The organism is Verrucosispora sp. CNZ293 (assembly GCF_002754655.1).
Genome location: NZ_PEFR01000001.1, coordinates 6,242,533 through 6,254,480, shown reverse-complemented (window position 1 = coordinate 6,254,480; position 11,948 = coordinate 6,242,533). Strand labels below are relative to the sequence as shown.

Here is an 11,948-nt window from a genome sequence, read left to right as displayed (position 1 = left end):
TCAGGAAAAAGCTGAAAAAGATACGGGTTAGACCGATGCGCCCCGTCCGCCGCCCGTTCCGGTGGGTACTCGCCGGCCGACGCCGAGGTCGGCGGCGACGACGACGGCCCGGCGTACCGGATGGGCGGACGGACGGGGCTGGCAGGCAGGGACAGTCGGCGTCTCGCCCCTGCCTCCCCCGCATCCGGCCCGGTCGGGACGACGATGTCCCGATCGGACGACTCGTCGGACGCGGTCCGCCTGGCGGCGGGAGTCTCCAGGTGGACGGTCAGTGAACTTGTCGGTGGGCGGCGGCCCTCCGGTGCTGCCGGGGAATCCCGGTCCGGCCGCACCGGAGGAACCGCATTGCTCGTGCCGCCGGTCGCCCGGCGACACGACCTCCGGACCCGACCCGTACCGGCCACGGGGCGCAACCGTGGCCGGCCCTCGCCGGTCGACTCCGCAGGTGGTTCAGGCGGCGACCGACGCCAGCGACGGCTCCACCTCGGTCCAGGAGGAACCCAGGTCGGCCGAGCGGGTCACCGCGTCCAGCACCAGTTGCACCTGCAACGCCTCGGCGAACGAGGGCGACGGGTCGACGCCTGTCGCCACCGCCTCGATGAAGTCGCGCATCTGGTGCGTGAAGGAGTGCTCGTACCCGATGATGTGTCCCGGCGGCCACCAGGCCGACAGGTACGGGTGCTCGGCCTCGGTCACCAGGATCCGGTTGAAACCCTGCTCGACGGCGGGCCGGGTGGCGTCGAGGAACTCCAGTTCGTTGAGGCGTTCCAGGTCGAAGGCGACGCTGCCCAACGATCCGTTGATCTCCACGCGGAGCGCGTTCTTGCGCCCGGTGGCGAACCGGGTCGCCTCGTACGTGGCAAGTGCCCCGCCGTCGAGACGGGCGACGAAGATCGCCGCGTCGTCGACGGTGACCGGGCCGGTGGCGGCGGCGGCCCCGTCGGCCTGCGCCGCCAACCCGCTCGACTCGGACGGCAACGGCCGCTCCTTGACGAACGTCTCGGTCACCGCGCTGACCCCGCTGATCCGCTGTCCGGTGACGTACTGGGTCAGGTCGATGATGTGCGCGCCGATGTCGCCCAGCGCGCCGGAGCCCGACACCTCCTTGCGGAGCCGCCAGACCAGGGGGAACTGCGGGTCCACGATCCAGTCCTGCAGGTAGACGGCCCGGACGTGCCGGATCTCGCCGAGCCGCCCGTCGGCGATGAGCTGGCGCATCAGCGCCACCGCGGGCACCCGCCGGTAGTTGAAACCGCACATCGACCGCGCCCCGCCGGCCTGGGCGGTGGCCGCCGCGGCAGCCATCTCCCGGGCCTCGGCGACCGTGTTGGCCAACGGCTTCTCGCACAGCACGTGCTTGCCCGCGGCGAGCGCGGCCAGCGCGATCTCCGCGTGGCTGTCGCCCGGTGTGCAGATGTCGACCACGTCGATGTCCGGACGGTTGACCAGTTCCCGCCAGTCGGTGGTGTGCTCCTCCCAGCCGAGCCGGTCGGCGGCGTCAGCCACCTTCCCGGGATCCCGGCCGCAGACGAGCGCCATCCGGGCCCGCGCCGGCAGGTCGTACACCCGGTTCACGGTGCGCCACGCCTGTGAGTGCGCGGCGCCCATGAACGCGTAGCCGACCATGCCGACCCGCAGTTCGTTGTTTGTCGTGGACAAGGTGGGTCTCCCCCCGTTGTGTCAGAACCCGAGCTTGAGGTAGTCGCTCGCGTTCTCCTTGGTGATCGTTTCGGAGGCGAGGACGATCTCCTTGGGAACCTGGAGTTCCACCAGGTCGGACATGCCCCTGCTCTGGCCGATGAGGCGGGCCAGCGAGATCGCCGAGGACGCCATCGACGGGCTGTAGGTCACCGTGGCCTTCAGCACCGTGTTGTCGGCCTGGATGTCCTCCATCGCCTTCTTCGAGCCGGCGCCGCCGACCATGAAGAACTCGTTGCGGCTGGCCTGGCTGATCGCGGCCAGCACACCGATGCCCTGGTCGTCGTCGTGGTTCCAGATCGCGTCGATCTTCGGCTCGGCCTGCAACAGCTGGCTCGCCTCCTGCTGGCCGGAGTCCGCGGTGAATCGCGCCGCCCGGCGGTTCTTCACCTTCAGGCCGTGCTGGGCCAGGGTGTCGTTGAAGCCCTTCGTACGCTCCTGGGTCAGCTCCAACTCGTCCATCCCGGCGATCTCGGCGATCACCGGGTTGCTCACGCCCTTGGCCTTGAGCTGCTCGACGATGAAGGTGGCGGCGGAGACGCCCATGCCGTAGTTGTCGCCCTTGATCTGCAGGCGGTACGCCTTGGCGTCCGGGAAGGCCCGGTCCAGGTTGACCACCGGGATGCCGGCCGCCATCGCCTCCAGCCCGAACGAGTTGAGCTCCTTGCCGTCGTGCGGCAGCAGCACGATCACGTCGGGCTTCTGCGAGATCAGGGTGGACAGCGCGGCCCGCTGGGCCGCCGCGTCCGCGCCCGCCTCGACCGTCTTGAACTCCACGTCGGAGTACGCGGCGGCCTGCGACTTGGCGTTGTTGGTGATCGCGGCGATCCAGCCGTGGTCGGCGGCCGGCGCGGAGAAGCCGATGGTCACCTGCTTGCCGGGCTCGGCGTTGGCGTTACCGTCGGCCGCCTTGGTCTGCGCCTCGGTCGGCGACTGCTCGTTACTGGTACAACCGGCGAGCAGTACGCCGGCGCCGACGGCCGCCCCGCCGAAGAGCAGCCGGCGCCGCGACATGTCGCGACTGTGCTGGGTCATGACGACCTCCTGGTTATTCAGTGGTGGGGATTCTGGGTGTACGAAGCCCGGCCACCCTCGGTTGCGCGGGTGGCCCGGATGGAGCGATGGTCAGCTCGTGGTGAGCCGGTTACGACGGAAGAACTGGGAGAGACTGCCGAACTGGATCTGCTGGATCAGGACGGCGGCGACGATGATGCCGCCCTTGACCATGTTCTGTGCCTCGGTGGAGAGGCCGTTGATGGCGAAGAGGTTGGTGATGGTGGCGAAGATGATCACACCGAGCAGGGAGCCGACGATGGTGCCCCGCCCGCCGCTGAGCAACGTGCCACCGATGATCACGGCGGCGATCGCGTCCAGTTCGTAGAGGTTCGCCATCGCCGCCTGCGCCGAGGTGGCCTGCGCGGTGAGCATGATGGCGGCGATGCCGCAGCACAGGCCGGACAACGCGTACAGCAGCAGGGTGTGCAGCCTGACGTTGATGCCGGCCAGCCGGGCGGCCTCCGGGTTGCCGCCGACGGCGACGGTGCGCCGCCCGAAGGTGGTGCGGTTGAGCAGCACCCAGCCCGCGGCGACCACGGCGGCCAGGATGTAGACAAGCAGTGGAATGCCGAGCAGATCGGTGCTGGCGATGCCGTTGATCGTGCTGTTCTGCGAGATCTGCGTCTGCTTCTGGGAGATCTCGGCGGCCAACCCGCGCGCGGCGACGAGCATGGCCAGCGTCGCGATGAACGGCACCAGCCGCCCGTACGCGATGAGCGTTCCGTTGACCAGGCCGACCGCCACCCCGACGATGATCGCGGTGAAGATCATCCCGCCGGCGCCGAAGCTCTGGGTCGCCACAGTGGTGCACCAGACCCCGGCCAGCGCCACGATCGCGCCGACCGAGAGGTCGATACCACCTCCGATGATCACGAAGGTCATCCCGACGGTGACCACGCCGACCACCGAGGCGAGCTTGAGAATGCTGAGCATGTTCGCCCAGACCCAGTCCGGGTTGGAGTACAGGTCCGAGCGGGTGGCCGCACCGATCACGAAGAGGGCCAGCAGCACCCCGATCAGGGCGAGGTTCCGCTTGGCGCCCTCCCCACCGTCGCCGTGCCACCAGGAGAGCCGACCGACGCCGGCCGCAGCCCGGCCCCCCACCGCCTCGGTCTCGGCCGGGTCCACCGGCGGCGACTGCGCCGGCAGCTTGGTCGTGGGCGGACTATCGGTCATGCCGGTGCGCCTTCCATCAGGGACCCCGCCATGACGAGGTCAAGCACTGTGTCTTCGTCGAGTTCGCCGGCCGGGGCGGTGCGGACGACCCGCCCCTCCCGCATCACCAGCACCCGGTCGGCCAGGCCGAGCACCTCGGGTACCTCGCTGGAGACCAGCAGCACCCCGACGCCCTGGGCCGCCAGCTGCCGGATCACCTGGTACAGCTCGGCCCGGGCACCGACGTCCACCCCTCGGGTGGGTTCGTCTAGCAGCAGCAGCTTCGTGTCGCCGAGCAGCCAGCGGCCGACCACCACCTTCTGCTGGTTGCCGCCGGAGAGCGTGCGGACCGCCCGCCGGACGTCGCGCGGGCGCATCTCCAGGTTCTCGGCGATCCGGTCGGCCTCGGCCCGTTCCCGGGAGGCGTCGGTGAAACCGAAGCGGGCGTAGCGACTGAAGGTGGCGAGGGTGACGTTGCGGTAGATCGGCTCACCGAGCAGCAACGCCTGGCTCTTGCGCTCCTCGGGGGCCATCCCCATGCCGGCCTTCACCGCCGCGCCGACACTGCCCGGCCGCAACGTCCGGCCGGCCATCCGGACCGAACCGGCCTCGGCCGTCCGCGCGCCGTAGATCGTCTCCAGCACCTCGGAGCGGCCGGAGCCGACCAGGCCCGCGATACCGACGATCTCTCCGGCCCGGACGCTCAGTGACACGTCGGCGAACTCGCCGCTGCGGGTCAGCCCGTCGACCTGGAGCAGGTCGTCGCCGACCACCGTCTCGGCGGGGCGGTCCGGGAAGACGTACTCGATGGTCCGGCCGGTCATCCGGGAGACCAGGTCGCTTGTCGGAGTCTCGCGGGCGGGCAGGTTCGCCGCGGTGGTCCGGCCGTCCTTGAGGACCGTCACCCGGTCGCCGATCTCGCGGATCTCCTCCAACCGGTGCGAGATGTAGATGACCGCGATGCCCTGCGCGGTCAGCTCACGGATGATCCGGAAGAGGTTCTCCACCTCGTCGTGGGCGAGCACCGCGCTCGGCTCGTCCATGATGATCAGCCGGGCCTCGTGGGACAGCGCCCGCGCCATGCTGACCACCTGCTTGCCGGCCGCCGGCAGCGCCCGCACCATCCGGTTGGGTGGAATCTCGGCGTGGCCGAGCCGGCCGAGGATCTGACGGGTCCGGCTCGCCATGTGGCCCCGCCGGATGAACCCGAACCGGCGTGGCTCGTGGCCGAGGAAGGCGTTCTCCGCCACGGACAGGTCCTCGACCAGGTCGAGCTCCTGGTAGATGGTGGCGATCCCGCTGCGCATCGCGGCCTGCGGGTTGGCGAAGCTGACCGCCTCGCCGCGCCACTCGACGTTCCCGGAGTCCGGCCGGTGCACCCCGGCGAGCACCTTGATCAGCGTGGACTTGCCGGCGCCGTTCTGTCCGAGCAGGCAGTGCACCTCGCCCGCGCGGACCTCCAGTTGCACGCCGTCGAGGGCGCGTACGCCCGGGAAGGTCTTGACCACGTCGGTCAGGCGCAGCACCACCTCGCCGGCGTCGGCGGGCGTCTCGGCCGGCGGCACTCCGGTGCCGCTCACCACGTCGTTCCCGGTCATGCCGCCTCCCCGAAGGCCAGGTCGCTGGCGAGTACGGCGGCACCGGCCACACCGGCACGCGGGCCGAGTTCGGAGAGCACCACCGGCAGGTTGCCGGTCGCCAGGGGCAGCGATCGGCGGTACACCACGCTGCGGATCTCGGCGAGCAGAACGTGCCCGAGTTGGGCGAGCCCACCGCCAATCACGATCATCGAGGGGTTGGTGAAGCTGACCAGCCCGGCGAGCACACCGCCGACCCGTCGTCCCCCCTCGCGGATGAGCTGGATGCAGGTCACGTCCCCCTCGAGGGCGCCGGCGGCGACGTCGAGGGCGCTGACCTCACCGTTGGCCTCCAGACGTTCGGCAAGCGAGGGCGAGGTACCGGCCCGGGCGGCGGAGGTCGCGTCCTTGGCCAGTGCCGCCCCGCTGAAGAGTGCCTCCAGGCAGCCGGCGTTGCCGCAGGAGCAGACCGGCCCGTGTGGATCGACCTGGATGTGGCCGATGTCGCCGGCACACCCGTCGGTGCCCCGGTAGACGTCGCCACTGAGGTAGATCCCGCAGCCGATACCGGTGCCGATCTTGACAAAGAGGAAGTCGTCCACCGAGTGGGCCACCCCGCCGTGCCGCTCACCGATGGCCATGATGTTCACGTCGTTGTCGACCACCGCCGGGCAGCCGTGCTCGCGGGTGAGCAGCTCACGCACGGGGAAGCGGTCCCAGCCGGGCATGATCGGCGGCGAGACCGGCACTCCGTCACGGAAGCTCACCGGGCCCGGTACCCCGATGCCGACGGCGTTGAGTCGCTCGTAGACGCCGTCGACCCGGGCCTTGTGCAGCAGCTCGTTGACGCGCTGGAGGATCGCCTTGGGGCCGGACCGGATGTCGGCCGCCTCCGCGTACGCCGCGACGGGCTCCAGCCTGCCGTTGACCACCTCGACGTCGATGGAGCTGGCACCGAGATCGACTGCCGCGAAGCGCAGCTCCGGGCTCAGCTCGACGAGCGTCGACCGCCGTCCGCCCCGGGACGCCGCCTTACCCGCCTCCGCCACATAGCCGAGGGCGACAAGTCGCTCCAGCTCGGCGAGCAACCGGGGCCGGGGCATCTCCAGTCGGTCGGCGAGTTCGGCCCGCGACAGCGCTCCCTCGTCGCGTAACAACCGCAACAGCCGGACGTGCAGGGGGTCGGCGTTGGGCACGGCTCACCTCTCCCACCGGGGGTGTTCACATCGACGAAATGCCGACGTGTGGTGCCCGACACAGTAGGAGGCTTCAACCTGCGCTGTCCAGACCTTAGGGCAGTTTGACGGCAACTTTTGCTTGATCTAGCAAAAGTTTCGATGCAAGGCGGCAGCTAGTAGATGTGGATGCGTCCGGAAGGTCACTGGGAAGGCGATTCACCACCCTTCGAGCGCAACTTGCGGTCGTCGCGCAACTCGACGTAGGGCTCCCGGTCGACAGGTCGCAGCCCACCACTTATCGCCCGCGCCCGCGCCAGCTCGGCATCGAGCTCCGCACCGAACAGGATCGCGATGTTGCTCAGCCAGAGCCAGACCAGGAAGATGATCACCCCGGCCAGGGCCCCGTAGGTCTTGTTGTACGAGCCGAAGTTGGCCACGTAGAAGGCGAACAGGCCGGAGACCAGCAACCAGATCAGGACCGCCAGCACCCCACCGGGACTCACCCAGCGGAACCCGCCCTGCCGGGCGTTCGGCGACGCCCAGTAGAGCAGGGCGAACATCAGGCTGACCAGGACCAGCAGCACCGGCCACTTGGCGATGTCCCACACCTGCACGGCGGTGCGCCCCACCCCCAGCGCGTCGCCGACCTCCTCGGCGAGGCGGCCGGTGAAGACCACGATGACCGCACTGGCCAGCAGCATCACACCGATCACCGCGGTGACTCCCACCCGGATCGGCAGGGTCTTCCAGATCGGGCGTCCCTCCGGCACGTCGTAGATCGCGTTGGAGGCCCGCATGAAGGCGGCGACGTAACCGGAAGCCGACCAGAAGGCGGCGAGCAGACCGATGATCGCGGCGATACCGGCCAGCCCACCGCTCTGCTGGGCCTGCTCGATGGCGGTGTCGAGGATCTGGCGGATGTTCTGCTCGGGCACCGACTCCGCGACGGTGTCGCGTACCGTCCGGGTCGCCGCCGGACCGAGCAGGCCGAGCAGCGAGACCAGCACCAGCAGGCCCGGGAAGATGGAGAGCACGCCGTAGTAGGTGAGCGCCGCGGCCCAGTCGGTCAGGCTGTCGTCGCCGAACTCGCGCACCGTCCGACGCGCCGCCGCCACCCACTCGCCACGTGACAGCCGGCCCGGATGCGCAGGCGTGTCGCGGTCGGCGTCCGACTCCCCGCGCCCGGCCGGAACGCTGTCAGCAGCCGACTCGTTTGGTCGCCCCTCGGCGACGACCTCGGACCCCCGGCCGCCGTCCCGTCGCCCCTCGGCGGCAGCGTCGGCCCCCGGGTCACGCCGGTCCGCACGGGAAGACTCCCCAGAGGCCATCGCCCCTCCCCTCGGTTCCGTTCACGGTGATCGTCCAGGACTCATGCCCAGCCAGGGACATCGAGTAACCCATCGGCCGGCTCCTGGTGCGGTCTCCAGGAACGTTGGCGGTGTCGCGGCGAGGCGAACGCTTCTGGACACCGCACTCGGTCGGGACGCGGGGCGCGGCAGGCCGACTCTCCGCCCGGGCGTCGCCCAGCCCACCGCGCCGCCGACCCCTGCGGGAACTGGCCTCCGCCGAGGAATGTGGACGCCGGACAGCCCGGTCCGGCTCCGATTCCTCGCTCGCGGGAAATGCGTGATCCCGGTTTCCCGCCAGACGGTTGCGGGTCGAATGCGATCACCTCGGTAATGGTCCGGGCACGGCGACCCTGGGGCGCGGAACGGTCGACGGGATGCGCTCCACGGCGGCCGGACGGCTGGCCGAGCAACCTCACCGACTCCGCAACCCAGGCGATTCGTGGCGACACCCACAGTAGTTTCATGTACGGAGAGTAGTCACAACTGTGGATTTTTGGCCACCCCGAGACGGCGGAAAGCCACCCGCTAATACGGTAAAGCGGACAGCGCCGGTCCGGCTCACCGACCACCCCACACCGCCCCCATCGGCACCTTCGGCCCGATCATGAAGGCTATTCTTAATTATCGCGCCGACCCGTGACACGAAAGAATGTAAAGTCACTCAGCGAAGCGATGCTCGACAATGTCCCCCAACGCGGAGTCAATTCGCGTATCGTCCCCCTCGTGTCGGCTATCCGATTCACCGATGATTCCGGACCTGATCGCCACGGCGCGCGCGGCCGAGTGGCGGAGGCGGAGTCAGCCGCACCCCGGACCGAACCGGCCGGGATCGACCCGACCGAACTCGCCGGTCGGTTCGAGGACGAGAAGCCCGGCCGGGTGCTGACCGGACCGGTCGCCCTCGTGCTGACCGCCGCCACGCTGATGATCGGTCTGCTCGCGCTCTGGCAGGTGTTCCGGCCGCTGGCCCAGGGCAGCAAGTACTACCTGATCTTCTTCCTGGCCGGCGTACTCCCGTTGGTCTTCCTCGCCTACCCGGCCGACCTGCGGCTGCCGAGCCGCCTGCGCGCGGTGGTCTCGGGTCGGGCCCGGTCGACGCCGGCCCCCGACCCGGCCGTGCCCGGCAGGACCGGCCCCAGCCGGGTCGACTGGCTACTCGCCGCCACGGCATTGGCCGGCTGCCTGTACCCGGTGCTGCCGATCACCCTGGCCGGCGGTGGCGGCGGCTACGACGCCTTCCTCGACCGGCAGGGGCTGCTTGTCGGAATCGACGTGGCGATGGGCACCATCCTGCTGCTCCTGCTGCTGGAGGGGTGCCGGCGCACCACCGGCTGGATCCTGCCCGCCGTCTGCCTGGTCTTCCTCGGCTACGGCTACTACGGCGGGCTGCTGCCGCAGACCTGGGCGGTGGCCCACGCCGGGCTCGACTTCGGGCAGCTTGTCGACGCCTTCTACAACTCCGACAGCGGCTTCTACGGGACTCCGCTCGACGTGGCCGCCACGTACATCGTGCTGTTCACCATCTACGGGGCGGTGCTCGACCTCTCCGGCGCGGGCCGGTTCTTCGTGAACCTGTCCGCGGCGGCGTTCCGACGCTCGCGTACCGCCGCCGGCCGTACGGCGGTGGCCTCCGGTTTCCTGCTCGGCACCGTCTCCGGCTCCGGAGCGGCCACCACCGTCAGCATCGGCGCGGTCACCTGGCCGATCCTGCGCCGCGCCGGGTACCCGGCGGAACGGGCCGGCGGCATGCTCGCCGCAGCCGGCGTCGGTGCCATCCTGTCCCCGCCGACGCTGGGCGCGGCGGCCTTCATCATCGCCGAGTACCTCGGCGTGTCCTACCTCCAGGTCCTCGGCTGGGCGATGGTGCCGACGGTCCTGTACTACCTCGGCATCGTGCTCTCGGTGGAGATCGACGCCCGCCGCTCCGGAGTGCGCCCGGCAACCCTCGAGGCCGGTTCCGCCTGGCGGCTGCTGGCCCGCTCCGGCTACCACTTCGCCTCCCTGTTCGCCATCGTCGGGCTGCTCGCCGTCGGGCTGTCGGCGACCCGTGCCGTGGTGCTGGCCACCCTGCTCGCGATCGCCCTGTCCTTCCTGGACCGGACGCACCGGCTCACCCCGGCCCGGCTGGTCGCCGCGCTCTCCACAGGCGTACGCGGAGTCCTCGCCGTCACCGTCGTCTGCGCGGCGGCCGGCGTCATCACCGCCACCACCACCAAGACCGGCCTCGGCCCGCAGGCCGCCGCGCTGCTGGTCGGCGCCGCGAGCGCGGTCAGCTCGGAGCCGGCAGTCGTGCTCGCCCTGACCGCGTTGCTCGCCGCCGTCGCGCTCAGCCTGCTCGGCCTGGCCGTCCCGGTGACCGCGTCGTTCGTGATCGGCTGGGTGATCATCGGCCCGGCCCTGCTGGACCTCGGCGTCAGCGCCCCCGCCGCCGCCATGTTCGTCTTCTACTTCGCGGTGCTGTCCGAGGTGTCGCCGCCGACCGCGCTCGCCGCCGTCGCCGCCGCCGCGGTCACCGGCGGCCGGCTGGTGCCGACCATGTGGCACACCCTGCGGTACGCACTGCCGGCGTACCTGATCCCGCTGGCCTTCGTGATCACCCCGACCGGTCTCGGCCTGCTCGGCATCGGTGGCCCCCGGCGCATCCTCGTCGCCACAGCGGTCACCGCCCTCGGTGTCGCGGTGCTGGCCGTCGCGGCCGGCGGCTGGCTGCCCGGCGTCGGCCCGGCGGGGGTGCCGGAACGCGTCGTCGGTGCGGCGGCCGGCCTGACGCTGCTCTGGTTGCAACCCGTGCCCGTCGCGATCGGCGCCGTGCTGGCCGGCGTCATGGCGGTGGGCGTGTTCGTACGACGCGGATCCGCCGGCCCCTCCGGTGGGACGCACGCCGGATCACCGGCATGACCCAGAAGGGAGACAGTGTGGGACGGATCAACGTGCGGCTCGCGGCCGGGGTGGGAGTCCTCACCCTCGTCGCCGTCGGCTCCGCCGGTTGCGGAGGCCGCCAGGACGCCGCAGCCACGGACGACACCGCGAGCGCCGTCACCTGCGAGGTGGCCGAGAACACCCGGGTGGGCATCGCCACGGGTAACGCCACGGGCGTCTACTACGTGGTCGGCAACGCCCTGGCCGGCCAACTCTCCGACAGCACCGGTGGTCGGCTGACCGGCACGGCGGCCGAGACCGGAGCGTCGGTCCAGAACATCGAACAGCTCGTCGGTGGCCAGTACGACGTCGCCTTCTCGCTGTTCGACACCGCGGTCAACGCGGTGGAGGGCAAGGAAAGCTTCAGCTCCCCGCAGCCGGTGGAGGCGCTGGCCCGGATCTACGACAACTACACCCAGGTGGTCGTCCGGGCCGACTCGGGGATCAACTCGGTGGCCGACATGCGCGGCAAGAAGATCTCGACGGGCTCCCCCAAGTCCGGCACCGAGGTCATCGCGAACCGGCTGCTGGAGGCCGCCGGCCTGGACCCGGCCACGGACATCCAGGCCCAGCGGCTCGACCTCGTCAAGACCGTGGAAGGCGTCAAGGACGGCACCGTGGACGGCTTCTTCTGGTCCGGCGGACTGCCCACCGGCGGGGTGACCGACCTGTTCACCACCGCCGGCGACAAGGTGAAGTTCGTCGACATCACGCCGCTGCTGCCCAAGCTCAGCGAACTCAACCCCGCGTACCAGGCCGGCACGATCGGCCGGGACGTCTACTCCACTGCGGCGGACACCCCGACCATCGTGGTCCCGAACGTGCTGCTCGTCCGCAAGGACCTCGACGCCAACGTGGCCTGCGCCATCACCCGGACGGTCTTCGAGAAGAAGGACGCGCTGGCTCAGGCCAATCCCGCTGCCAAGGGCATCGCCCTGGACACCGCCCGCAGGACCGACCCGGTCGGTCTGCACCGGGGCGCGGCCAAGGCGTTGCAGGACCTCGGCGCGAGCTGA

8 protein-coding genes are annotated in these 11,948 nt (G+C 70.6%); 2 read left to right on the top strand and 6 right to left on the bottom strand.

Translation table 11 applies throughout. From position 1 onward, the window contains the following. Positions 1-450 precede the first annotated feature (450 nt). The 6 genes from CLT74_RS28555 to CLT74_RS28530 form a co-directional block, all read right to left on the bottom strand. Positions 451-1,626: a Gfo/Idh/MocA family protein gene (locus tag CLT74_RS28555; protein ID WP_486582778.1), complete on the bottom strand. Its 1,176-nt coding sequence runs from the start codon at positions 1,624-1,626 to the stop codon at positions 451-453. A gap of 54 nt (positions 1,627-1,680) precedes the next feature. Further along, positions 1,681-2,733 carry a substrate-binding domain-containing protein gene (locus tag CLT74_RS28550; RefSeq protein WP_099850548.1) on the bottom strand — a complete coding sequence of 351 codons (1,053 nt, stop codon included), beginning with the start codon at positions 2,731-2,733 and terminating at the stop codon, positions 1,681-1,683. A gap of 90 nt (positions 2,734-2,823) precedes the next feature. Continuing rightward, positions 2,824-3,930, bottom strand: a complete 1,107-nt coding sequence (locus CLT74_RS28545; protein ID WP_099850547.1) for an ABC transporter permease — start codon at positions 3,928-3,930, stop codon at positions 2,824-2,826. Continuing rightward, the gene (locus CLT74_RS28540) at positions 3,927-5,507 is read right to left on the bottom strand and encodes a sugar ABC transporter ATP-binding protein (protein WP_486582648.1); all 1,581 of its coding nucleotides are present in this window, start codon (positions 5,505-5,507) and stop codon (positions 3,927-3,929) included. Before CLT74_RS28540 ends, CLT74_RS28545 begins: the two co-directional genes overlap by 4 nt. After that, positions 5,504-6,682, bottom strand: coding sequence for an ROK family transcriptional regulator (locus CLT74_RS28535; RefSeq protein ID WP_099850545.1), 1,179 nt, complete (start codon positions 6,680-6,682; stop codon positions 5,504-5,506). The genes CLT74_RS28540 and CLT74_RS28535 overlap by 4 nt, the downstream gene beginning before the upstream one ends. A gap of 182 nt (positions 6,683-6,864) precedes the next feature. After that, positions 6,865-7,992, bottom strand: a complete 1,128-nt coding sequence (locus tag CLT74_RS28530; RefSeq protein ID WP_486582646.1) for a YihY/virulence factor BrkB family protein — start codon at positions 7,990-7,992, stop codon at positions 6,865-6,867. A gap of 804 nt (positions 7,993-8,796) precedes the next feature. On the opposite strand from CLT74_RS28530, the gene CLT74_RS28525 reads away from it, so the two are divergent. After that, entirely contained in the window at positions 8,797-10,911 is a 2,115-nt protein-coding gene (locus CLT74_RS28525) for a TRAP transporter permease (protein WP_486582777.1), read from the top strand. After that, positions 10,908-11,948: a TAXI family TRAP transporter solute-binding subunit gene (locus CLT74_RS28520; RefSeq protein WP_486582645.1), complete on the top strand. Its 1,041-nt coding sequence runs from the start codon at positions 10,908-10,910 to the stop codon at positions 11,946-11,948. Before CLT74_RS28525 ends, CLT74_RS28520 begins: the two co-directional genes overlap by 4 nt.

Coding starts and splice junctions, on each gene's coding strand:
- CLT74_RS28555 (WP_486582778.1), bottom strand. CDS start 1,626: ATGGTCGGCTACGCGTTCATGGGCGCCGCGCACTCACAGGCGTGGCGC.
- CLT74_RS28550 (WP_099850548.1), bottom strand. CDS start 2,733: ATGACCCAGCACAGTCGCGACATGTCGCGGCGCCGGCTGCTCTTCGGC.
- CLT74_RS28545 (WP_099850547.1), bottom strand. CDS start 3,930: ATGACCGATAGTCCGCCCACGACCAAGCTGCCGGCGCAGTCGCCGCCG.
- CLT74_RS28540 (WP_486582648.1), bottom strand. CDS start 5,507: ATGACCGGGAACGACGTGGTGAGCGGCACCGGAGTGCCGCCGGCCGAG.
- CLT74_RS28530 (WP_486582646.1), bottom strand. CDS start 7,992: ATGGCCTCTGGGGAGTCTTCCCGTGCGGACCGGCGTGACCCGGGGGCC.
- CLT74_RS28520 (WP_486582645.1), top strand. CDS start 10,908: ATGACCCAGAAGGGAGACAGTGTGGGACGGATCAACGTGCGGCTCGCG.